Annotated in this window: 5 protein-coding genes and 1 pseudogene; 5 read left to right on the forward strand and 1 reads right to left on the reverse strand. The window is 74.0% G+C overall.

Features of this window, described 5'->3' with window-relative positions:
• Nucleotides 1-3: 3 nt before the first annotated feature.
• The 4 genes and pseudogenes from HNR22_RS00975 to HNR22_RS00990 all read left to right on the forward strand — a co-directional run.
• A pseudogene (locus HNR22_RS00975) lies at nt 4-3,846 on the forward strand (type I polyketide synthase); the annotation flags it as partial.
• A 27-nt stretch (nt 3,847-3,873) separates the two neighbouring features.
• Nucleotides 3,874-4,632 carry a thioesterase II family protein gene (locus HNR22_RS00980; protein WP_281374099.1) on the forward strand — a complete coding sequence of 253 codons (759 nt, stop codon included), beginning with the start codon at nt 3,874-3,876 and terminating at the stop codon, nt 4,630-4,632.
• Nucleotides 4,633-4,675: 43 nt separating this feature from the next.
• Entirely contained in the window at nt 4,676-5,446 is a 771-nt protein-coding gene (locus HNR22_RS00985) for an ATP-binding cassette domain-containing protein (RefSeq protein ID WP_179778572.1), read from the forward strand.
• The gene (locus HNR22_RS00990; protein ID WP_179778573.1) at nt 5,431-7,380 is read left to right on the forward strand and encodes a hypothetical protein; all 1,950 of its coding nucleotides are present in this window, start codon (nt 5,431-5,433) and stop codon (nt 7,378-7,380) included. The genes HNR22_RS00985 and HNR22_RS00990 overlap by 16 nt, the downstream gene beginning before the upstream one ends.
• 58 nt (nt 7,381-7,438) lie before the next feature.
• Here HNR22_RS00990 and HNR22_RS00995 read toward each other — a convergent pair whose 3' ends face one another.
• On the reverse strand, nt 7,439-8,680 hold the full coding sequence (locus HNR22_RS00995; RefSeq protein ID WP_179778574.1) for a cytochrome P450: 1,242 nt from the start codon (nt 8,678-8,680) through the stop codon (nt 7,439-7,441).
• 235 nt (nt 8,681-8,915) lie between these two features.
• Between HNR22_RS00995 and HNR22_RS01000 the strand changes: the two genes are divergently transcribed.
• Nucleotides 8,916-25,556, forward strand: coding sequence for a type I polyketide synthase (locus tag HNR22_RS01000; protein WP_246380572.1), 16,641 nt, complete (start codon nt 8,916-8,918; stop codon nt 25,554-25,556).
• Nucleotides 25,557-25,584: the final 28 nt, after the last annotated feature.

The following is a 25,584-nucleotide window of genomic DNA, read 5'->3' on the forward strand; positions in this document are numbered from 1 at the left end:
AGTTACGACGAGGTGGTGGCGGCGCTGCGTGCGGCGCTCGCCGACAACAAGCGGCTGAAGCAGCGCAACGCCGTCCCGGCGGCCCCGCCCGCGCCCGAGCCGATCGCGATCGTCTCGATGGGCTGCCGGCTGCCCGGCGGGATCCGCGGCCCCGAGCAGCTCTGGGACCTGGTGACCGACGGCCGGGACGCGATCGGCGAGTTCCCGCCCGACCGGGGCTGGGACCTGGCTGCCCTGTCCGAGCTCAGCACCGCCGGCGCCGGCGCGTTCCTCTACGACGCGGGGGACTTCGATCCCGGCTTCTTCGGTATCTCGCCGCGCGAGGCGATCGCCATGGACCCGCAGCAGCGGCTGCTCCTGGAGACCGCGTGGGAGACCTTCGAGCGGGCCGGGATCGACCGGGCCACCGCCCGGGGCAGCCGCACCGGCGTCTTCGCCGGCACCAACAACCAGGACTACACCGGCGTGCTGGTCGCCGCCCTGGCGCAGGGCTTCGACGGGCACCTCGGCACCGGCAACTCGGCGAGCGTGGTCTCCGGGCGGATCTCGTACACGTTCGGCCTGGAGGGCCCGGCGCTCACCGTGGACACCGCCTGCTCGTCGTCGCTGGTCGCGGTGCATCTCGCCGCCCAGTCCCTGCGCGACGGCGAGTGCAGTCTGGCGCTGGCCGGCGGCGTCGCGGTGATGGCCACCCCGTCGGTCTTCGTCGAGTTCTCCCGGCAGGGTGGGCTCGCCGCCAACGGCCGCTGCAAGTCGTTCGCCGCCGCCGCCGACGGCACCGGTTGGGGCGAGGGCGCCGCGATGGTGCTGCTGGAACGGCTGTCCGACGCCCGCCGCAACGGCCATCCGGTGCTCGCCGTGCTGCGCGGCAGCGCTGTCAACCAGGACGGCGCGTCCAGTGGCCTGACCGCCCCGAACGGCCCCGCCCAGCAGCGGGTGATCCGGACCGCGCTGGCGAACGCCCGGCTGACCGCGGCCGACGTCGACGTGGTGGAGGCGCACGGCACCGGCACCCGGCTGGGTGACCCGATCGAGGCGCAGGCGCTGCTGGCCACGTACGGCCAGGACCGGCCGGCCGACCAGCCGGTGTGGCTCGGCTCGATCAAGTCCAACATCGGCCACACCCAGGCCGCCGCCGGGGTCACCGGCATCATCAAGATGATCCAGGCGATGCGGCACGGCGTGCTGCCGGCCACCCTGCACGTCGACCGGCCCACCCCGCAGGTGGACTGGTCCGCCGGAGCCGTCGAACTGCTCACCTCGGCGCGCCCGTGGCCCACCACGGGTCGGCCGCGTCGCGCCGCCGTCTCCTCGTTCGGGGTGAGCGGCACCAACGCCCACGTGATCCTCGAACAGCCCGCGGAGGAAGAGGACCGGATCGCCACCCCGGGGACCCGTGCGGCGCACGGCGTCCTGGCCTGGCCGGTCTCGGCCCGCGAGCCCGCCGGGCTCCGGGCCCAGGCGGCGCAGCTGCTGGACCACCTGACCGGACATCCCGACCTGGACCCGGCCGACGTGGCCGGCTCGCTCGCGGTCACCCGGTCGCACTTCGAGTACCGGGCGGTTGCGGTCGGCACCGGAACGGACAGCCTGACCGCGGCGCTGGCCCGGATCGCCGACGGGACCGACCCGGGCGACCTCGCGACCGCCCGGCCGCAGGTGGCCTTCGTCTTCTCCGGCCAGGGCGCCCAGCGGGCCGGTACGGGCCGGGACCTCTACACCACCTTCCCGGCGTACGCCGAGGCGTTCGACGCGGTGTGCGCCGAACTCGACGTGCACCTGGACCGGCCGATCCGGGAGGTGATCCTCGACGACGAGGCGGCGCTGGAGCGGACCGGGTACGCCCAGGCGGCGCTGTTCGCCGTCGAGGTCGCGCTGTACCGCCTGGTCACGTCGTTCGGAGTGGTCCCGGATCAGCTCATCGGCCACTCCACCGGGGAGATCGCGGCGGCGCACGTGGCCGGGGTGCTGTCACTGCCCGACGCGGCGGCGCTCGTCGCGGCACGGGGGCGGCTCATCCAGGCACTCCCGGCCGGTGGCGTCATGGTCGCGGTCCGGGCGACGGAGGCGGAGGTCCGCGAGGCGCTCGCCGGACACGAGGCGGTGGTGTCCGTCGCCGCGGTGAACGGGCCGAAGTCGGTGGTGGTGTCCGGTGCGGCGGAGGCGGTCGAGCAGGTGGTCGCCCGGTTCGGCAAGACCCGGAAGCTGGACGTGGGGCACGCCCTGCACTCGCCGCTGATGGCACCGATGACCGCGGACTTCGCCCGGACCATCGGCGGGCTGATCCACGCGCCCGCCCGCATCCCGGTCATCTCCACGGTCAGCGGCGACGTCGCCGAGTTCGGCACCGACTACTGGGTGGACCAGATCCGCGCCACCGTGCGTTTCGCGGACGGCATCCGGGCTCTGCACGAGCGGGGCGTCAGCGCCTACCTGGAGATCGGCCCGGACGCGGTGCTCACCCCGCTGGGCGCCGACTGCGTCGAGGGCGCCGACCGGGACAGCGCCCCGCTGTTCGTCGCCGCGCAGCGACGCGACGGGGACGGGGCCGAGGCCCTGGTCACCGCGCTCGCCCGACTGCACTGCCGGGGCGTACGACTGGACTGGGCGGCGTTGCTGCCCGGAACCGTGCGGGTCGACCTGCCCACCTACCCGTTCCAGCGGCAGCACTACTGGCCGGCGCTGGAGCCGGTCGCCATGCCGACCGCCGCGGCACCCGCCGAGCAGCCGCCGGTCGTCTCGTCGGCGCCGGTCCTGTCGCGGGACTCCGCGTTCGAGGAGGTCCGCGACCTCATCCGGCAGGAGACCGCCGAGATGCTCGGCTACTCCGGCATCGAGTCCATCCGGCCCGGGCGAGACTTCCTCGAACTCGGCGTCGACTCGGTGATCGCGCAGGAGATCCGCCACCGTCTGAGCGCCGCCACCGGCCTCACCCTGGCCCCCGGTCTGCTCTTCGCTCACCAGGACCCGGACCGGCTGGCCCGGCACCTGATGGCGGAAATGGCCGGGACGACGTCGGCCTCGCCGGCCCCCACGCTGGACGTGATGTTCCGGCAGGCGCGGCACCGCGACGACCTGCACGAGTTCACGACACTGCTGATGCGGCTGGCCGAGTACCGGCCGAGCTTCACCGCAGCCGACGTGGACGAGGGGCGGGTGGCCGTACCCGCTCTGGCGCGCCTGGCCGAGGACGGCGGCGGCCCACGGGTCATCGCCTGCTGCACCACCTCGCTGATGGCCGGCCCGCAGGAGTACGCCCGGCTGGCCGGCGCCCTGCGCGGCCGGTACCAGATCTCCGCCCTGGTCAACCCCGGTTACCAGGAGGACGAGCCGGCCCCCGCCGACCTGGCCGCGGCATTGCGCCTCCAGGTCCGGGCGATCCGCGCGGACGTCGGCACCGAGCCGTTCATCCTGCTCGGACACTCGGCCGGCGGCCTGGTCGCCAACGCCCTCGCCGCCGAGCTGGAGGCCGACGGCGTCAATCCCGCCGCCGTGGTGCTGCTCGACTCCTACCCGCCGGCCGACGCGGTGCTCGGCCGGTGGATACCCGAACTGCTCGACGGCCTGGACCTGGACGACGCCGGCGTGGCCGATCAGCGGTATCTCGCCTGGGCGTCCTACGTGCGCCACTACGGCGACTTCGAACCGCTGCCCACCAGCGCACCGACCCTGCTGGTCCGCGCCGGTGAACCCCTCGGCACGGTGCCGGACGACCGCGACTGGCGGCCGTCCTGGCTGCACCCGCACACGGTGGCCGACGCCACCGGCAACCACTTCACCATGGTCGGCGACCAGGTCGACCGCACCGCGCAGACAGTGCACGACTGGCTGACCGCGACCCTCTGACCTGACTTTCGTGAACGGAGACCCGACATGACCATCACGACGACCAGCACTGTCGACACCAGCCTGTGGCTGCGCCGGTTCCACCCGGCACCGGACGCGCCGGTGCGTCTGGTCTGCCTACCGCACGCCGGCGGCTCGGCCAGTTACTATCACCCGGTCTCGCGCGCCCTGACCGGCGTCGAGGTGTTCGCGGTGCAGTACCCCGGCCGGCAGGACCGTCGCGCCGAGCCCTGCATCGACACCGTCCACGGCCTGGCCGCCAGGGTCGCCGAGCAGGTCGCCACGCTCGCCGACCGCCCGATCGCCCTGTTCGGCCACAGCATGGGCGCCTCGGTCGCCTTCGAGGTGGCCCGGCTCCTCGAGGAGGACGGCATCGTCCTGAAGCACCTGTTCGCCTCCGGGCGGCGCGCGCCCTCGCGGCACCGCGACGAGCACATCCACCAGCTGGGTGACAACGGCCTGATCGCGGAGATGCGCCGGCTCAACGGCACCGAGGGCAAACTGCTCGACGACGACGAGCTGATCCGCATGATCATCGGCGCGATCCGCAACGACTACAAGGCCGCGGAAACCTATGTGTACCGACCCGGCCCGCCGCTGTCCTGTCCGATCACGGTGATGACCGGCGATTCGGACCCGAAGGTCACCGTGGACGAGGCCGACTCCTGGCGGACGCACACCACCGGCCCCTACGCCATGAAAGTTTATAGGGGTGGTCACTTCTACCTGAACAACCACCAGACGGACATAATGGAGACCATTGTGGACCGCCTGACGTCAGGCTGACGGCAACGCCGGTCCGACCAGTCCGAGACTTCCGGAGGTACCAGTGACAACCCCGACACCCACGCCGGCTCTGCGGCTCATCGGGCTGTCCAAGGCATTCGGTGACAAGCGTGCCGTCGACAACGTCGATCTGGAGGTTCCGGGCGGCTCGTTCTTCGGGCTGGTCGGCCCCAACGGGGCCGGCAAGACCACATCGCTGTCCATGGCCGTCGGGCTGCTGCGCCCCGACAGCGGTCGCGCCGAGATCTTCGGCGTCGACGTCTGGGCCGACCCGGTCCGAGCCAAGGAACTGATCGGCGTCCTGCCCGACGGCCTGGGCATGCCCGAGCGGCTCACCGGCCGGGAGGTGCTCAGCTACCTGGGTCTGCTGCGGGGCATGGAGCCCGAGGCGGTCGCCAAGCGCAGCCAGGAGCTGCTGGAGGTCCTCGAACTCGACCGGGCCGACAGCACCCTGGTCCTCGAATACTCGACCGGCATGCGCAAGAAGATCGGGCTGGCCACGGCCCTGCTGCACGCACCGAAGCTGCTGGTGCTCGACGAGCCCCTGGAGGCCGTCGACCCCGTCTCGGCGGCGACGATCAAGGTGATCCTCCAGCGCTTCGTCGCCGCCGGCGGCTCGGTGGTCTTCTCCAGTCACGTCATGGCGGTCGTCGAGCAGCTCTGCGACCACGTCGCGGTCGTCACCGGCGGCCGGGTGGTCGCCTCCGGCCCGCTCGACGAGGTCCGCGGCGGCAGCTCCCTGGAGAACCGGTTCGTCGACCTGGTCGGCGGCCAGCCGGTGAGCGCGGGGGAGCTGTCATGGTTGGCATCCTGATCCGGATGAAGCTGGCCGTCCTGCGGCACTCGATGACCGGGCAGCGCGCCGCCGACATGATCGGTGGCGGCGTGCTGGGCCTGGTCCTCGCCGGCGGCACGATCTGGCTGGCCCTGCACGACTGGCCGGTCGACGGCCTGCCACTGGACCTGGTCGGCGCGGCGTTCGCCATCTGGATGATCGGCTGGCTGTTCGGCCCGGTGCTGTTCGGTGGCGGCGACGAGACGCTGCGCCCGGAGCACCTGGCCCTGCTGCCGATCCCGCCGCGCCGGCTCGCCACCGGTCTGCTCGCCGTCGCGTTCGTCGGCGTCGCACCGGTGGTCAGCCTGGTGGCCTTCACCGCGCTGATCGTCGTCGCCCTCCCGGTCGGCGGTGCCGCCGCCCTGATCGCGGTGCCGGTGGTCTTCCTCCAGCTGCTGTTCGTGGTGCTCGCCTCCCGGTTCGTCACCGCCGCGCTCAGTACGCTGATGCGCGCCAAGATCGGTGCGGTCCTGGCCGCCGTGATCAGCGGCGGCATCCTGGCGCTCACGCACACCGGGTGGGTGCTCAAACCCACCATCCAGTACGCCCTCACCGCCGGCTTCCCGGAGAACCTGGCGGACTGGGTGCGCCGCCTGCCGTCCGGCTGGGGCATCGTCGCGGTAGAGGCCGCCGGCCGGGGTGACTGGCTGCTCGCCCTCGCCGCGCCGGCTGGTCTCGCCGTACTCAGCGTGCTGGCCATGCTCGGTTGGTCCGCGCTGCTGGTCCGCCGGCTCAGCCACCGGGGCGCCAGCGGCCGCCCGGCCCGGGGCCGCACCGCCGCGCGGCAGATCCGCGGTGGCGGCGTGCGGGCCGTCGTCGGTCGTGAGCTGCGCACCGCGTCCCGGGATCTGATGCGCTTCCACTACCTGGTCTTCTCCCTGGTCTACGCGTTGGCGTTCTGCCTGCTGCCGCTCCTGGTCGACCTGCCGATCTTCGTGCCGTTCATCGGTGTCGCGTTCGGCATCTGGGCCGCGGCCATCTCCGCCAACCTGTACGGCGAGGACGGCACGGTGATCTGGCAGACGGTGCTCACTCCCGGGGCCGCCCGCAAGGACGTCCGCGGTCGTCAGCTCGCCTGGCTGCTGCTGACCGCCCCGGCGGTCGTGGTCCTCAGCGTCGTGCCGACCCTGCTCAGTGGGCAGACGTGGGCCTGGCCGTGGCTGGCCGCCCTGGTGCCGGCCCTGATCGGCGGCGGCGCCGGCATCATCGTGCTGATCTCGGTGCTGCGCCCGGTGCCGATGACCGACCCGCACAAGCGCAGCGGCAACCTCCTGGAGAACGGCACCGACTTCACCCAGGTGCTGCTCATGCTGGTGCTGGTCGCCGCCACCGCGGCGCCCGCCTACCTCACCGTCCGCTACGGCCCGGAGTGGGCGGGCGCCGGCGTCGGCCTGGTCACCGGCATCCTGCTGGCCTGGCTGCTCGGCGACCTGGCCGCCAAGCACCTGGAAGCGACAGGCCCCGACCTGCTCGCCACCATGCGGGCCTCCACCTCCCGCAAGAGCAACCTCAGTGGCGACGTCGACTGGGATCAGATCACCGCCTCCCTCGGCGGGGTGGATCTCGGGGAGAGCCGCCTCGGCATCGACAAGGCGTCGCCGGCCCGCCGCGCCGTCATCTACGCGTGCTTCACCGTCTGCTGGGTCCCGCTGGTCGCCCAGGGCGTCGTTCCGGCCTTCCTGAAATACAACGACCCCGACCGCGACTCCTGGTTCGTGGCCCGCCTCGTGCCCGAGGCGCTGCACTGGCCGGTCGTCGGCGTCATGGTCGTGCTCGGCCTGGGTCTCATCGCCGTCGGCTTCCACCAGCTGCGGGTGGCCCGTGCGGAGAGCCGCCGGGCCACAGTGGACCGGGCCGGCCACGCGCCGGTGGTGACCCGCCAACCCGAGAAGGTGGACGAGCTGAACCACTGACCGGACGGAAAAGGGCTCGGCCACCGCGGTGGCCGAGCCCTTTCGTACGCCTGGAGCGTCACCAGGTGATGGGCAGCTCGCGTACGCCGTAGATCAGCGACTCGGAGCGCAACGGAACGTCCTCGATCGCCCCGTGCAGGCGCAGGCCGGGGAAGCGGGTGAACAGGGCCCGCAGGGCGATCCTGAGTTCCGCGCGGGCGAGTTGCTGGCCGATGCAGAGGTGCACGCCGTGACCGAAGGCGAGGTGCTGGTTGCCGGTCCGGGTCACGTCGAGGACGCCGGGATCGGCATAGCGGGACGGGTCCCGGTTGGCGGCGGACAGCGAGAGGCTGACGCTCTCGCCGGCGCGGATGAGCTGCCCGCCCACCGGCACGTCCTCGGTGGCGAGGCGGGTCACGCCGAACTGGAAGGTCGGCAGGTAGCGGAGCAGCTCCTCGACGGCGTCCGGGATCCGGTCCAGGTCGGCACGCAGGACGGCCAGCTGCTCGGGGTTGCTGAGCAGCGCGAACACGCCGAGGCTGAGCTGGTTGGCGGTGGTCTCGTGGCCGCCGACGAGCAGCAGCATGGCGATGCTGGTCAGTTCCTCGTCGGTGAGCGGCTCGTCGTCCGAGTCGTGGATCAGGCCGGAGATCAGGGCGCCGTCCGGCTCGTCGTGTTTGGTGGCGACCAGGGCGGCCAGGTACTGGCGCAGGTTCCAGGCGGACATCCCGATCTCCATCGGGGTGGCGTCGGTGCGCAGCATCGCCGCGGTCAACGTCTGGAACTGCTCGCGTTCGGCGTAGGGGACGCCGAGCAGCTCGCAGATGACCAGCGAGGGCACAGGCAGGGCGAAGTCCCGGACCAGGTCGGCGGGCGCGCCGGCGGCCTCGATCGCGTCGAGACGGTCGGTCACGATCTCCGCGATCCGCGGCTCCAGGGCGCGGACCCGGCGCATGGTGAACTGGCCCATCAGCATCTTGCGGTAGCGGGTGTGGTGCGGCGGGTCGACGTGGATGAAGAACGCCGGGTCCGGTGGGAGCTGCTTGGCCTCCTCCGGTATCACCTGGATCGGGTTGGACGCCTTGAGGATGTCCGCGCTGAACCGGTTGTCGGCGAGCACCGCGCGGACGTCCTCGGCCCGGGTGACCAGCCAGCCGACCGAACCGTCGGCCATGATCAGCGGACTGACCGGGTGCTCCTCGGCGCGCTGGAGGAGTTCGTCGGGTGGGGAGAACGGACACTTGCCGCGCTGTCGGGGCAGCGGAGCCGGCTCCCCGGTGCCCGATCCGGCCGGGGCGGGATGTTGCGTCGCACTGGTCATCGTCACCACTCATTTCCGCATGGACATTGTCTCCACCATAGGAAGAACGTGCCGTCAGGAAATGCGCCGCGATCCGGATCGGGGGTCGATCCAGGGGAGTAGGGGTCCCGTCCGAATGGCCTTCCCCCGGGGTGCGCTCGATCGCTTAGGGGTGTCCGGCCTCCTCCGACGCTCATTACCGTCCGAACCGAACGCGCCATCGGGTCGTGTGGACGAGTGGGGGCCGCGGATCGTCATGAAGAGCGAATCAGCATTCACCGATGGAAATGCGGAATGTGACGGCGTCGCCATTGTGGGTATCGCGTGCCGACTGCCCGGCGCGGACGATCCGGCCGCGTTCTGGCGCCTGCTGGCGGACGGCCGCGACGCGGTCACCGAAGCACCGACGCACCGCTGGGGGAGCGCCGCGGATCGCCCGCGCGGCGGCTTCCTGGACCGCGTCGACGGCTTCGACCCGGGCTTCTTCGGTATCGCCCCGCGCGAGGCGGCCACCATGGACCCCCAGCAGCGCCTCATGCTGGAGCTCGGCTGGGAGGCCCTGGAGGACGCGGACATCGTCCCGGACGCCCTCGCCGGCACGCGGGCCGGTGTCTTCGTCGGCGCGATCGGGGACGACTACGCCACCCTGCTGCGCGGCCTGGGCACCGACGGCATCACCCCGTGGACCCTGACCGGCACCAACCGGGGCATCATCGCCAACCGACTGTCCTACGTGCTCGGGCTGCGCGGTCCCAGCCTCACCGTGGACGCGGCCCAGGCCTCCTCGCTGGTCGCCGTCCACCTGGCCGCGGAGAGCCTGCGTGACGGGCGCTGCAAGGTAGCCCTGGCCGGCGGCGTCAGCCTCAACCTGGTCCCGGAGAGCACCCTCACCGCCGCCGCGTTCGGTGGTCTGTCGCCCGACGGGCGCTGCTACACCTTCGACGCCCGGGCCAACGGTTACGTCCGCGGCGAGGGCGGTGTGGTGCTCACCCTCAAGCTGCTCACCGACGCGCTCACCGACGGCGACCAGATCTACGGCGTGGTCCGCGGCAGCGCGGTCAACAACGACGGTGGCGGCGACAGCCTCACCACGCCCACCAGCGACGGCCAGACCGACGTGCTGCGCGAGGCGTACCGGCAGGCCGGGGTGGACCCGTCCGCGGTCCAGTACGTGGAGCTGCACGGCACCGGCACCCGGGTCGGTGACCCGGTGGAGGCCGACGCGCTCGGTGCGGTCCTCGGGGTGGCGTCCGGCCGGCGGCATCCTTTGCTGGTCGGGTCGGCGAAGACGAACGTCGGGCACCTGGAGGGTGCGGCGGGTGTGGTCGGGCTGCTCAAGACCGTCCTGGCGCTGCATCACCGGGAGCTGCCACCGAGCCTGAACTTCGCCACGCCGAACCCGCATATCCCGTTCGACGAGCTGCGGCTGCGGGTGCGTACGACCCACGGGGCGTGGCCGGAGACGGACCGGCCCCTGGTCGCCGGGGTGAGTTCGTTCGGCATGGGCGGCACGAACTGTCACGTCGTGCTGTCGTCAGCGCCGGCCCGACCACCAGCGACCAACGAGACCGATGCCACTGAACCCGTGGCGTGGCTGCTGTCCGGGCGTACCCCGGCCGCCGTTCGGGCGCAGGCCGGTCAGTTGCGTGACACGCTCACGCAGGACGCGCGGCCGGTGGACGTGGCGTACTCCCTGGCCCGGCACCGGAGCGGCTTCGACCACCGGGCGGCCGTGGTCGGCGCGGACCTGGCCACCCTGAAGGAGCGTCTGACCGCACTGGCCGACGGTGAGTCGCCGGTGCAGCGGGTCGGCGACGGCCCGGTGGCGTTCCTGTTCGCCGGTCAGGGATCCCAGCGGGCCGGGATGGGCCTCGACCTCGCGGACACCTACCCGGTGTTCGCGGAGGCCCTCGACGACACCTGCGCCGCGCTCGACGTGCACCTGGACCGCCCGCTGCGCGAGGTCATCGCGGAGGGGACGGAGCTGGACCGGACCGTCTACACCCAGGCCGCCCTGTTCGCCTTCGAGGTGGCGCTGTTCCGTCTCGTCGAGTCGTTCGGGGTCACCCCGGACTACCTGGTCGGACACTCGATCGGTGAGATCGCCGCCGCACATGTCGCCGGGGTGCTGTCCCTGCCCGACGCGGCGAGGCTGGTCACCGCCCGCGGCCGGCTGATGCAGGAGCTGCCGGCCGGTGGCGTCATGGTCGCGGTGCAGGCGTCCGAGGCCGACGTGACGCCGTACCTCACCGACGGCGTGGACATCGCGGCCGTCAACGGTCCCCGGTCCGTGGTGCTGTCCGGCGCCGCCGACCCGGTCGCGGCGGTCGCGGCCAGGTTCGAGAAGACGCGGCAGCTGCGGGTCAGCCACGCCTTCCACTCGGCGCTGATGGAACCGATGCTCGTCGCCTTCGGCGCGGTCGCCGACACGCTGACGTACGCGGTGCCGAGCATCCCGATCGTCTCCAACGTGACGGGGCGGATCGCCGAGATGCAGGACGCGGCCTACTGGGTGCGGCACGTCCGGGAGGCGGTCCGGTTCGCCGACGGTCTCGCGACCCTGGAAGGCGAAGGCGTCACCACGTTCGTCGAGATCGGCCCGGACGGTGTGCTCAGCGCGATGGGCGCCCACTGCGTCCCGGCCGGTGCGTTCGTCCCGGCCCAGCGCCCGGACCGCCCGCAGGCGGAGACCTTCGTCGCCGCCCTGGCCCAGCTGCACGGCCGCGGCGTCCCCGTCGACTGGACGCCGTCGCTGACCGGCGGGATCCGCGTCCCGCTGCCCACGTACGCCTTCCAGCGGGAGTCCTACTGGCTGTCCTCGGACGCCGCCGTGGCACCGGCCGCTCCCAGCGCCGCGCGCTCCGAGGACGAGCTCCTCGATCTGGTACGGACGCACGCCGCCGCCGTCCTCGGCCACCCGGATCCCTTCACCCTCGACCCCACCCACTCCTTCAAGCAGCTCGGGTTCGACTCGCTGACCGCCGTCGAACTGCGCGACCGGCTCGGCGCCGCCCTCGACCTGGCGTTGCCGGCCACGTTGCTCTACGACAGCCCCGACCCGGTGACGCTCGCCCGGTGGCTGCACACCGCCTCGGACGGTCCCCGGCCCTCGGTCGCCGAGCAGCCCGGGCAGCCGGGGCGGTCCGGCGCCGACGAGCCGATCGCGGTCGTCGCCATGGCCTGCCGTTACCCCGGTGGCATCACCGAGCCGGACGAGCTGTGGCACCTGGTGTCCGGCGGCGGTGACGCGATCACCGGCTTCCCCACCGACCGGGGCTGGGACCTGACGGCTCTCTACCACCCGAACCCCGGGCACCCGGGCACCAGCTACACCCGATCCGGCGGATTCCTGCACGACGCCGCCGAGTTCGACCCGGGCTTCTTCGGCATCTCGCCCCGCGAGGCGCTGGCCATGGACCCGCAGCAGCGACTGCTGTTGCAGGCCTCCTGGGAGGCGGTGGAACGGGCCGGCATCGTGCCGGGCGCGCTGCGCGGCAGCCGCACCGGCGTGTTCGTGGGCGCCACCTCCCACGAGTACGGGGCACGCCTCGCCGAACCCGCCGACGGCCTCGACGGCTACGTGCTGACCGGCAGCACGATGAGCGTCGCCTCCGGCCGCATCTCGTACGTGCTCGGCCTCGAAGGCCCGGCGCTGACCGTCGACACCGCCTGCTCGTCGTCGCTGGTCGCCCTGCACCTGGCCGCCCAGTCGCTGCGCCGGGGTGAGTGCGAACTGGCCCTGGCCGGCGGCGCCACGGTGATGGCGGGCCCCGGCATGTTCGTCGAGTTCAGCCGCCAGCGGGGTCTTGCCGGCGACGGCCGGTGCAAGGCCTTCGGCGCGGGTGCCGACGGCACCGGCTGGGGCGAGGGCGTCGGGGTGCTGGTCCTGGAACGGCTCAGCGACGCGCAGGCGAACGGCCACCAGATCCTCGCCGTGATCCGGGGCAGCGCGATCAACCAGGACGGCGCCTCCAACGGCCTCTCCGCCCCGAGCGGCCCCGCCCAGCAGCGCGTCATCCGGGCCGCCCTCGCCGACGCCGGTCTCACCGCCGCCGACGTCGACGTGGTCGAGGCGCACGGCACCGGCACCACCCTCGGTGACCCGATCGAGGCGCAGGCGCTGATCGCGACCTACGGCGCCGACCGGCACGGGGACGTTCCACTGTGGTTGGGCTCGCTCAAGTCGAACATCGGCCACACCCAGGCCGCCGCCGGTGTCGGGGGCGTGATCAAGATGATCCTCGCGCTGCGGGCCGAGGTGCTGCCCCGCACCCTGCACGCCGACGAGCCGTCACCGCACGTCGACTGGTCCGCCGGCACCGTCCAACTGCTCACCGAGCCCCGCGACTGGCGGCGCTCCGAGCACCCCCGCCGGGCCGGCGTCTCCTCCTTCGGCATCAGCGGCACGAACGCCCACCTGGTGCTCGAAGAGGCACCGGTTGCCACCCTGGTGCTCGAAGAGGCACCCGAAGCTGACGCCCCGGCCCGCCCCGACGTGCGACGGACCGTGCCGGTGCTGATGTCCGCGCGTACCCCGCAGGCCCTGCGACGCCAGGCCGCCCGGCTGCGCGACCGGATCGGGGAGGGCGACACCCCGCTCGCCGACGTCGCGTACACCCTGAACGTCACCCGGACCCGGTTCGCGCACCGCGCGGTCGTCCTCGCCGAGGGCCCGGACGACCTGCGCGACGGTCTGGCCGCCCTGGCCGACGACCGGTCGGCGGGGAACGTCGTCACCGCACACCCGGCCGAGCCGGGCCGGATCGCGTTCGTCTTTCCGGGACAGGGCTCCCAGTGGCTGGGCATGGCGGTCGACCTGGCCGACGCCGAGCCGGTGTTCCGTGGCCACCTGACGGCCTGCGGGGAGGCACTGCGCCCGTACACCGGTTGGGATCTGTTCGCCGCGCTGCGCGGCGGCGACGACGCGCCGTCGCTGGACCGGGTCGACGTGGTCCAGCCCGCGCTGTGGGCGGTGATGGTCTCCCTGGCCCGCCTCTGGCAGGCCGCGGGCGTCCAACCGGCCGCGGTGATCGGGCACAGCCAGGGCGAGGTCGCCGCCGCGCACATCGCCGGAGCCCTCACCCTGGACGACGCGGCCCGGATCGCGGCCCGCCGCAGCCAGGCCATCGTCGCGCTGGCCGGGCGGGGCGGAATGGTCGCGGTGCAGGCGTCCGCCGCCACAGTGGAGCCGATCCTGGCCCGCTGGGGTGGCCGGATCAGCATGGCCGCCGTCAACGGACCGACCGTCGTGGTGGTCGCCGGGGAGCCCGCCGACCTGGACGACCTCGAACCGGCGCTGGCCGCCGCCGGCATCGAGGCGAAGCGCATCAAGGTCGACTACGCCTCGCACTCTGCGCACGTCGAGGCGATCCGCGACGAGCTGCTGCACTCCCTGGGCGGTGTCGAGCCCCGCACCGCCGACATCCCGTTCTACTCCACCGTGTACGGCTCCCGGCTGGACACCACCGAGCTGGACGCCGACTACTGGTACACCAACCTGCGCCGGCCGGTCCGCTTCGCCGAGACGGTCGACGTGCTGCTGTCCGACGGGTACCGGGCCTTCGTCGAGGCCAGCCCGCACCCGGTGCTCGTCGCCGCCGTGCAGGACTCGGCCGAGCAGGCCGGAGTGGACGCCGCCGCGCTGCGGACGTTGCGACGCCACGACGGCGGTCCGGCCCGCTTCCGGGTCGCGCTGGCCGAGGCGTACGCGCGGGGGCTCGCTGTCGACTGGACGGACCTGACCCCGGACGGCTCGCTGGTGGCCCTGCCCACCTACTCCTTCGAGCGGGAGCACTTCTGGCATCACCCGGCCGTGCCGGGCAGCGCCGACGACCCGGCCAACGACCCCTTCTGGGCCACCGTGGAGCGCGGGGACGCCGCCGCGCTCGCCGCCGACCTGGCCCTGGCGCCGGGCACCCTGGACGAGATCGTGCCGGTGCTGGCCGCCTGGCGGCGTGAGCAGCGAATCCGCGCAGGTGCCGCCGGTTGGCGCTACGTCGTCGAGTGGAAGCCACAGCCGGACTCCCCGGTGGCCGCCGACGGGCACTGGATCGTCGCCGTCGCCGGGTACGACCCCACCACCACGGCCGTCCTGCACGCCCTCGGCGAGGCCGGGCTCACCCTCGACGTGGTCGTCGTGGCGGCCGACGCCGACCGGGCCACCCTCGCCGAGCGGCTCGCGGTGCGTGCCGACGGTGTCCTCTCCCTGCTCGCCTTCGCGGAAGGACCCCTCGGTGAGGGCCTGCGCCGCACCCTGACCCTCACCCAGGCGCTCGGTGACGCCGGCGCCGACGCCCCGCTCTGGCTGGTCACCCGAGGTGGGGTCGACACCGGGCCCGCGGACCGGGTCGACGACCCCGAGCAGGCCCTGATCTGGGGTCTCGGCCGGATCGTCGCCCTGGAACACGCCGACCGCTGGGGCGGCCTGGTCGACCTGCCCACCGATGTCGACGAGCGGGCCGCCGAGCGATTGCTCGCCGCGGTCACCGGGGAGGACGACGAGGACCAGGTGGCCATCCGGGTCGACGGTCGCTACCTGCGCCGGCTCGGCCACGCCCCCCGCCCGGCCCGGGTTGCCGGCGGCCTGCGCCCGGACGGGCCGGTGCTCATCACCGGCGGTACGGGTGCCCTCGGCGCCACTGTCGCCCGCTGGCTCGCCGAACGCGGCGCGCCGCACCTGATCCTGCTCAGCCGGCGCGGTCCGGACGCGCCCGGCGCCGCCGACCTGGTCTCCGAACTGGCCGAACTCGGCGCCACCGCCTCGGTGGTGGCCTGCGACGCCGGCGACCGCGACGCCCTCGCGGCAGTGCTCGCCGCGCATCCGGTGCGCGCTGTCGTACACGCCGCCGGGCTGCTCGACGACGGCACCGTCGACACCCTCACCACCGACCAGGTCGACCGGGTGCTGGCCGCGAAGGTCGCCGCCGCCCGTCACCTCGACGAGCTCACCCGGGATCGGGACCTCAGCGCGTTCGTCCTGTTCTCGTCGATCGCGGCGAGCATCGGCATCCCGGGGCAGGGCAACTACGCGCCGGGCAACGCGTACCTCGACGCCTTGGCGGAGCAGCGCCGCGCCGACGGCCTGGCCGCCACCTCGATCGCCTGGGGCCCGTGGGCCGGCGGTGGCATGGCCGCCGACGCCGCGGTCGGCGACCTGATGCAGCGCCACGGCATCACCCCGATGGACCCGCAGATCGCGCTCGCCGCCCTGCAACAGGCACTGGACGACGACGCCACCACCCTCACCGTCGCCGACCTCGACTGGGACCGGCTCGCCCTCGCGCTCACCGCCGGGCGTCGCCGCCCGCTGATCGAGGACCTGCCGGAGGTGCAGCGCGCCATCGGTGCCGGCGCGGTCGCCGCGTCCGGCCCCCTCGCCGCCGGCGGTCCCGCCGAGAGCCTGGCCACCGCGCTCGCCGCGCTGCCCGAGGCGGCCCGCGAGCGGGCCCTGATCGGCCTGGTGCGCGAGCAGGCGGCGCTCGTGCTCGGCCACGCCGGCCCGGACGCGGTCGACCCGAACCGCCCGTTCCGCGAGCTGGGTTTCGACTCGCTCGCCGGTGTCGAGCTGCGCAACCGCCTGCGTACCGTCACGGGCCTGCGCCTGTCGACCACCCTGGTCTTCGACCACCCCACCCCGGCCGTGCTCGCGGCGCACCTGCACGACGAGCTGACCGGCACGCTGCCAGCCCGGCCCACCGACGACCCCGCCACGGTACGAGGGCCCGACGAGCCCATCGCGATCGTGGCGATGGCGTGCCGCTACCCGGGGAACATCAACTCGCCCGCCGACCTGTGGCGTCTGCTGGACGACGGCGGTGACGCGATCGGCGGTTTCCCCGCGGACCGTGGGTGGGATCTGGCCCACCTCTACCACCCGGACCCGGACCACCCGGGCACCTCGACCACCCGGCACGGCGGGTTCCTCTACGACGTCGCCGACTTCGATCCGACCCCGTTCGCTATCTCGCCGCGGGAGGCCCTGGCGATGGACCCGCAGCAGCGGCTCCTGCTGGAGACCTCGTGGGAGGCGTTCGAACGGGCCGGCATCGACCCCGGGACGCTGCGTGGCCGGCACGCCGGCGTCTACGTCGGCCTCACCTACCAGGACTACGCGTCCCGGGTCCGGCAGGCGCCCGCCGACCTGGAGGGCTACCTGCTCACCGGCAGCACCGCGAGCGTCGCCTCCGGCCGGATCGCGTACGCCTTCGGCCTCGACGGACCGGCCGTCACCGTGGACACCGCCTGCTCGTCGTCGCTGGTAGCGCTGCACCTGGCCGTGCGGGCCCTGCGGGCCGGCGAGTGCGACCTGGCACTGGCCGGTGGCGTCGCCATCATGTCCACGCCGCACATGTTCGTGGAGTTCAGCCGCCAGCGTGGTCTCGCCCCGGACGGCCGCTGCAAGCCCTTCTCCGCCGACGCCGACGGCTTCGGCTCCGCCGAGGGTGTCGGCATGCTGCTGGTCGAACGTCTCTCCGACGCGCAACGGCACGGCCACCCGGTTCTCGCCGTGGTCCGTGGCACCGCGGTCAACTCCGACGGCGCGTCGAACGGTCTCACCGCCCCGAACGGCCCCGCCCAGCAGCGGGTGATCCGGGCCGCGCTCGCCGACGCGGCCCTGGCGCCCGCCGACATCGACGTGGTGGAGGCGCACGGCACCGGCACCCCGCTGGGCGACCCGATCGAGGCGCAGGCCTTGGGGGCGACCTACGGCCCGGACCGCCCGGCGCAGCGGCCGTTGTGGCTCGGCTCGGTCAAGTCGAACCTGGGGCACACCCAGGCCGCGGCCGGTGTCGCCGGGATCATCAAGATGGTCGAGGCCATGCGGCACCAGGTGCTGCCCCGCACCCTGCACGCCGGGACCCCGAGCCCGCACGTCGACTGGGCGGACAGCCCGCTGCGACTGCTCGACGCGCCGCAACCGTGGCCGGCGGAGCTGCCGCGCCGGGCCGCCGTGTCGTCGTTCGGCATCAGCGGCACGAACGCCCACGTGATCCTGGAGGCGCCGGCCGCAGCCGCAGCGCCGCCCGACGCCTCTCCGACCGCCGAGCCGTCCGGGGTCGTGCCGCTGGTGCTCAGCGGGCAGTCGGCCGAGGCGCTGCGCGCGCAGGCGGGCCGCCTCGCGGACCGGCTGACCGAGCCGGGCGCACCCTCGTTGTGCGACACCGGCTGGACCCTGGCCACCGCCCGGACCGCGTTCGCGCACCGCGCGGTGCTGCTCACCAGCGAGAGCGACGCGGTGGGTGCGCTGCGCGAGTTGGCGGCGGGCCGGGACCACACGAGCATCCACACCGATGGCGTACGAGCGGGAGGTCTGGCCTTCGTCTTCTCCGGTCAGGGGTCGCAGCGGCCGGGCATGGGCCTGGGGTTGGCGTCGTCGTTCCCGGTGTTCGCGGAGGCGTTCGACGCGGCCTGCGCGGAGCTGGACCTGCACCTGGACCGTCCGTTGCGCGAGGTGATCGCCGAGGGCGACGACCTGGACCAGACGCTCTACACGCAGACCGCGTTGTTCGCCGTCGAGGTGGCGCTGTTCCGGCTGGTCGAGTCGTTCGGTGTGACGCCGGACTATCTGGTGGGCCATTCGATCGGTGAGATCGCCGCCGCACATGTGGCCGGGGTGCTGTCGCTGTCCGACGCGGCGAAGCTGGTCGCGGCCCGAGGTCGGCTGATGCAGGCGTTGCCGTCCGGTGGCGTGATGGTGGCGGTTCGCGCTACCGAGGCCGAGGTGCTGCCGCTGCTGACCGGCGGGGTGTCGGTTGCCGCGATCAACGGCTCGCGATCGGTGGTGCTGTCCGGTGCCGCCGACGAGGTCGCTGCGGTGGCGGCGAACTTCGAGAAGTCGAAGCGGTTGCGGGTGAGTCACGCGTTCCACTCGGTGTTGATGGAGCCGATGCTGGCCGAGTTCGCTCAGGTCGCCGAGACGTTGATCTACGCGTCGCCGCGGATCCCGGTGGTGTCGAACGTGACCGGTCAGGTCGCGGAGGCGCAGGACGCGGCGTACTGGGTGCGGCACGTGCGGGAGGCGGTCCGTTTCGCCGACGGCATTGCCACCCTGGAGAACCTGGGTGTCAGCACGTTCGTGGAGATCGGCCCGGACGGGGTCCTCTCGGGGATGGGCGCGGAGTGCGTCACCGACGCCGTGTTCGTACCCGTGCAACGCGCCGACCGCGACCAGACCGCCGCCCTCCAGGCGGCCCTCGCCCGCCTCTTCGTGCGCGGCGTCGCGGTCGACTGGACGCCGTGCCTGCCCGGTGGTCGCGTCGTCGACCTGCCCACCTACGCCTTTCAGCGGCAGCGCTACTGGTTCGAGGACGACAGCCTCGGCGACACCCCCGACACCCCGTTCTGGCAGGCCGTCGACAGTGGAGACTTGGCGGACCTGCTCGGCGTGGCCGCCGACCGGCCCCTCGACAAGGTCCTGCCCGCGCTGCGCGCCTGGCGTCGGCACGACACCGACCCCGGCCTGCGCTACCGCCTCGACTGGCCGGTCCGCGACATCACGGCCACCGCCGCCCGCCCGGGTCGCTGGCTGGTCGTCGTCCCCAGCCTCGACCTGCCGGTGACCGCGAACGTCCTGGTCGCGGGCGGTCCCGACGTCGTCGCGGTGCCGGCCGGCGACCTGCCCACCATCGACCCGGACGAGGTCGCCGGCGTGCTGTCCCTGCTCGCCCTGGACGAGCGCCCCGACCCGGACCACCCGCACCTGTCCCGAGGTCTGACCGGCACGGCGGCGCTGCTCCGCGACCTCCCGCCGGGCACGCCGCTCTGGGCCGTGACCAGCGGCGCCGTGCGGGTCGGCGACGAACCCCGGATCAGCCCCCACCAGGCCACCGTGTGGGGATACGGGCGGGTCGCCGCCCTCGAACTCCCCGACACCTGGGCCGGCCTCGCCGACCTGCCCGAGAACCCCGGCGCCGAGGCACTCACCCGGCTCTGGGCGGTCGTGCGCAGCACCGGCACCGAGGACCAGGTCGCGATCCGGGACACCGGCGTGCACGTCCGCCGCGTCGTACCGGCCGCCCCGCCCGCGACGCCACGGCCCTGGTCGCCGCGCGGCAGCACCCTGATCACCGGCGGCACCGGCGCGCTCGGCGCGCACGTCGCCCGCTGGCTCGCCGGCGCCGGCGCCCCGCACCTGGTGCTGACCAGCCGGGCCGGCGCGGACGCACCGGGCGCCGACCAGCTGCACGCCGAACTGACCGCGCTCGGCGCCCGGGTCACCATCGCCGCCTGCGACGTGGCCGACGCCGACGCCCTCGCCGACCTGCTCGCCACCGTCGGGGACCTGAGCGCCGTCTTCCACACCGCCGGCGCCCTACGGTTCGCCGGGGTGCTCGACGACGACCCAGCCGGGCTCGCCTCGGTCGCGGCGGCCAAGGTGGCCGGCGCCGCCAACCTGGACCGGCTGCTCGCCGACACCCCGCTCGACGCGTTCGTGCTGTTCAGCTCGATCGCCGCGCTCTGGGGCAGCGGCGAGCAGAGCGGGTACGCCGCCGCCAACGCCTACCTGGACGCCCTCGCCGACGACCGGCGGTCCCGCGGTCTGACCGCCACCTCGATCGCCTGGGGGCCGTGGGGCGACGGTGGCATGGTCGACGCCGGCACCGAAACGCTGCTGTTCCGCCGTGGCCTGCCGGTGCTCGACCCGGAAGCCGCTGTCGCCGCGCTGCGGCAGGCCCTGGACGGTGACGAGACCTACGTGGCGGTCGCCGACGTCGACTGGTCCCGTTTCGCGCCCACCTTCTGCGCCGCCCGGCCCCGGCCGTTGATCGCCGACCTGCCGCAGGTGCGGGCGCTGACCGCCCAGACCGTCGAGGACACCGCGACGCCGCTGGCCGAGACGCTGGCCGCGCTGGCACCGGCCGAACAGGAACATCACCTGCTCACAGTGGTCCGGGGTGTCACCGCCACCGTGCTCGGCCACGACGGGCCGGACGCGGTCGGCGCCGAGCAGGCGTTCCGGGAGATGGGCGTCGACTCGCTCACCGGCGTGGACCTGCGCGACCGGCTGCGACGCGAGGTCGGCTTCGCGCCGCCCGCCACCCTCGTCTTCGACCACCCCAACCCGCTCGCGGTGGCCCGCTACCTGCGCGACCGGCTGCTCGACCAGCCCGCCGCCGCACCGGCACCGGTCCCGGCGTCGGCCGTGGCGCCTGACGACGACCCGATCGTCGTGGTCGGCATGTCCTGCCGGTTCCCCGGCGGGGTGCAGGGGCCCGACGACCTGTGGCGGCTGGTCGCCGACGAGGCCGACGTCGTCTCCGGCTTCCCCGCCGACCGTGGCTGGGCCCTGGACGCGCTCTACCACCCGGACCCCGACCACCAGGGCACCGCGTACACCCGCTCCGGCGGCTTCCTGCACGACGCGGCCGACTTCGACGCCGACCTGTTCGGGGTGAACGGCCGCGAGGCCCTGGCCATGGACCCGCAACAGCGACTCCTGCTGGAGACCGCCTGGCAGGCACTGGAGAACGCCGGCCTGCCACCGCGCGCTCAGCGCGGACGCCGGACCGGCGTCTTCGTCGGCGGCGCCCACCTCGGGTACGGGGAGGGCGCGGCACCACCACCCGGAGTCGAGGGCTACCGCCTCACCGGCAACGCCACCAGCGTGATGTCCGGCCGCGTCGCCTACACCTTCGGCTTCGAGGGACCGGCCGTCACGATCGACTCGGCGTGCTCGTCGTCGCTGGTCGCCCTGCACTGGGCGGCCCGCGCGCTGCGGCAGGGGGAGTGCACGCTCGCCCTGGCCGGCGGGGTCGCGGTCATGTCGAGCCCGGCGGTCTTCGTCGAGTTCAGCCGGCAGGGCGGGCTCGCCCCGGACGGCCGCTGCAAGGCGTTCGCCGCCGGGGCCGACGGCACCGGCTGGGCCGAGGGCGCCGGCTTCGTGGTCCTGGAACGGATGTCGGACGCCCTGGCCAACGGGCACCACGTACTCGCCGTGCTGCGCGGCAGCGCCGTCAACTCCGACGGCGCCTCCAACGGCCTGACCGCCCCGAACGGCCCCGCGCAGCAGCGGGTGATCGCCGAGGCGCTGGCCGACGCAGGTCTGTCCACAGCGGACGTCGACGTGGTCGAGGCGCACGGCACTGGCACCACGCTCGGCGACCCGATCGAGGCGCAGGCGCTGCTGGCCACGTACGGGCAGGGTCGGGCGGCCGACCAACCGCTGCTGCTGGGCTCGCTCAAGTCGAACATCGGGCACGCCCAGGCCGCCGCCGGCATCGGCGGGATCATCAAGATGATCCAGGCGATGCGGTACGGCCTCGCGCCGCGGACCCTGCACGTGGACGAGCCGACCCCCCACGTGGACTGGTCGGCCGGCGCGGTGCGGCTGCTGACCTCGGCGCAGCCGTGGCCGGAGACCGGACGGGCGCGTCGTGCCGCCGTCTCGGCGTTCGGGGTGAGCGGCACCAACGCCCACGTCATCCTCGAACAGCCGGAACCCGCCGTGCAGCCGGTGACCGCGCCAGACGCGGACACACCGCCGAAGCACCTGCCCTACGTCCTGTCCGGACGGTCGGACCGGGCGCTGCGGGAGCAGGCGGAGCGGCTCCTCGCGGCCGGCGTGGACCGGCACGTCGAGGCCGGCGCCGGCGTGACCCTCGCCCGTTCCCTGGCCACCACCCGCTCCGCCCTCGACCATCGGGCGGTCGTCCTGGCCGCCGACGCCGCCACCCTGCGCGGCGGCCTGCACGCCGTCGCGACCGGCGAACCCGACCCGTCGGTGATCGGTGGCGCCGCGACCGCCACCGGCAAGCTCGCCTTCCTCTTCACCGGCCAGGGCAGCCAGCGCGCGGGCGTGGGCCGCGACCTGCACGCCACCGAGCCGGTCTTCACCGCCGCGCTCGACGAGATCCGGGCCGCGTTCGAACCGCACCTCGACCGCCCACTGCTCGACGTCATGTTCGCCGACCCGGGCACCCCCGAAGCGGCACTGCTGGACCGGACCGAGTTCACCCAGCCGGCGCTCTTCGCCCTCGAAGTGGCCCTGTACCGCCTCCTCGAAGCACGCGGAGTGACCCCCGACTACCTGCTCGGCCACTCCATCGGTGAGCTCGCCGCCGCCCACGTCGCCGGCGTGCTGTCCCTGCCCGACGCCGCGCAGCTGGTCGCCGCGCGGGGCCGGTTGATGCAGGCGCTCCCGTCCGGCGGCGCGATGCTGGCCGTGCAGGGCACCGAGGCGGAGATCCGACCGCTGCTCACCGGCGACGTGTCGATCGCCGCGGTCAACGGACCCGACTCGGTGGTCATCTCCGGCGACGCGGACACCATCGAACTGATCGCCGAGCGCTGGCGCGCCGACGGGCGACGGGCCAAGCGGCTCACCGTCAGCCACGCGTTCCACTCCGCCCAGATGGACCCGATGCTCGACGAGTTCGGGCGGATCGCGGCCGGGCTCACGTACGCGCCGCCGAGCATCCCGCTGATCTCCGACCTGACCGGCGAGCCGATCGGCCAGCCGGACGCCGACTACTGGGTGCGGCACGTACGCGAGGCGGTGCGCTTCGCCGACGGAGTCACCGCCCTGGACGCCCGGGGTGTCACCGCGTACTGCGAGGTCGGCCCGGGTGGGGTGCTGACCGCGCTGGCCCGGGACTGCCTGCCCGCCGCGAAGCAGGTGGACGCCGTTCTGGTCGCCGCACTGCGCGGCGATCGGAGTGAACCCACCGCCGTCGCCGAGGCGGTGGCCGGCCTGCACGTCGGCGGCGTGCCGATCGACTGGTCGACCGCGCTGCCCGGCACCGGGACCGTGCCGCTGCCCACCTACCCGTTCCAGCGCCGCCGGTTCTGGATCGCCCCGGCCCCGGTCGGCGGCACCGCCGCTGATCCGTCGGACGACCCGTTCTGGTCCGCAGTGGAGCAGAACGACCTGGACACGCTGGGCACGATGCTCGGCGATGCCCGGGTCGGCGAGGTGGCGCCGGCGCTGCCGGTCCTGGCCGACTGGCACCGTGGCCGCCTGGCCCGTAGCTCCGCCGACCGCAGGCGCTACCGGGCCCAGTGGGAACCGGTCGCCATGCACGGGACCGCCCGTCTGACCGGGACCTGGCTGGTCGCTCTTCCCGGCCCGGTCGACGCGTACGCCCGTACCGTCATCGAGGCCCTGACCGAGGCCGGCGCCCGCACCCGGCCGATGGTGCTGGACGGCCGCGACCGCGCGGCGATCGTCGCCGAACTGGCCACGGCCGACGAGGTCTCCGGCATCCTGTCGCTGCTCGCCCTGGACGACCGGGAGCTGCCCGGCCACCCCGGGGTGCCCAACGGGCTGGCCGCGACCCTGGCCCTGATCCAGGCGGCCGGCGACGCCCACCTCGACGCGCCGCTGTGGGCCGTCACCCGGGGTGCGGTCTCCGCCACCGCCGAGGTCACCAACCCTGCGCAGAACGCCGTCTGGGGCCTCGGCCGGGTCGCCGCCCTGGAACACACCGCCCGCTGGGGTGGTCTGATCGACCTGCCGGAACGCATCGACGGCCCCGCGCTCTGCCGGGTGCTCGCCGACGGCGGCGAAGACCAGGTGGCCCTGCGCGACGCCGGCACGTTCGTCCGCCGCCTGGTCCGCGCACCACTGCCGACCACCACAGCCACCCCGTGGACACCGCGCGACACCGTCCTGATCACCGGCGGCACCGGCGCGCTCGCCGGGCACGTGGCCCGCCGGCTCGCCCAGGACGGCGCCGGTCACCTGGTCCTGGCCAGCCGACGCGGTGGCGACGCCCCCGGCGCGGACGACCTGACCGCGGCGCTGACCGCGCTCGGCGCCCGGGTCACAGTGGTGGCCTGCGACCTGACCGACCCCGACGACGTCGCCGAACTGCTCCGCCGGGCCGACGCCGACGCGTTGCCGCTGCGCGCCGTGGTGCACACCGCCGGCATCGGCGACTCGGCCCCGCTCGCCGAGACCACCCCGGAGCTGCTCGCCGGCATCGTGGCCGCGAAGATCGGCGGCGCCCGGCACCTGGACGACCTCCTCGGGGACCGTGACCTGGACGCGTTCGTCTGCTTCTCCTCCATCTCCGGTGTCTGGGGCAGCGGCGGACAGGCCGCCTACGCCGCCGGTAACGCCTTCCTCGACGCGTTCGCCGAACGACGCCGCGCGAGAGGCCTCGCCGGCAGCGCGATCGCCTGGGGGCCGTGGGGCGAGGGCGGCATGGTCGCCGACACCGGCACCGAGGAGCACCTGCGACGCCACGGGCTCACCCCGCTGGTGCCGTCGGCAGCGGTCGACGCCTTCGCCCGCAGCCTCGACCACGGCGACATCACCGTCGCGGTCGCCGACGTGGACTGGGCCCGCTTCGCCCCCGCCTTCACCGCCGCCCGACCCAGCCCGCTGCTCGACGGTGTCCCGGAGGTCCGCGCGGCGGTCGCCGAACCGGTCGCGCAGGTCCAGGCCGCCGGGCCGATCGACGGGCTCACCGACCTGCCCGAGGCCGAACGCGGGCACCTCCTGCTCGACCTGGTCCGGACCGAGACGGCCGCGGTCCTCGGCCCGGGCGGCGGCTTCGAGGCGAATCGTGCCTTCCGCGAACTCGGCTTCGACTCCCTGACCGCTGTCGAGATGCGCAACCGGCTCACCACGGTCACCGGGCTCAGCCTCCCGGCCACCCTGGTGTTCGACCACCCGACCCCGGCGGTGCTCGCCGCGCACCTGGACACGCAACTGATGCGCGAGCACCGTCCGACCGCGCCGACGGTGGTGGGCCGGCTCGACGACCTTGAGGCGGCCCTCGCCGCCACGCCGGTCGACGACGCCGACCGGCCGGCCCTGGTGGCCCGCCTACAGGCGCTCGCACACCGCTGGGCCACCGCCGAGGAACCGGCGGAGGCGGGCGGCGACGAAATTGGCGACGCGACCGCCGACGAACTGCTCCAGATCATCCAGAACGAATTCGGCAGATCTTGATCCGCGCAGCGGGAACGGGGTACGTGTC

This window comes from Micromonospora jinlongensis, assembly GCF_013410645.1.
Lineage (GTDB): Bacteria > Actinomycetota > Actinomycetes > Mycobacteriales > Micromonosporaceae > Micromonospora > Micromonospora zamorensis.

Bases quoted from the DNA above. Each gene is read 5' to 3' on its own strand.
- HNR22_RS00980 (WP_281374099.1), top strand. From the start codon at position 3,874: ATGACCATCACGACGACCAGCACTGTCGACACCAGCCTGTGGCTGCGC.
- HNR22_RS00995 (WP_179778574.1), bottom strand. From the start codon at position 8,680: ATGACCAGTGCGACGCAACATCCCGCCCCGGCCGGATCGGGCACCGGG.
- HNR22_RS01000 (WP_246380572.1), top strand. From the start codon at position 8,916: ATGAAGAGCGAATCAGCATTCACCGATGGAAATGCGGAATGTGACGGC.
- HNR22_RS00990 (WP_179778573.1), top strand. From the start codon at position 5,431: ATGGTTGGCATCCTGATCCGGATGAAGCTGGCCGTCCTGCGGCACTCG.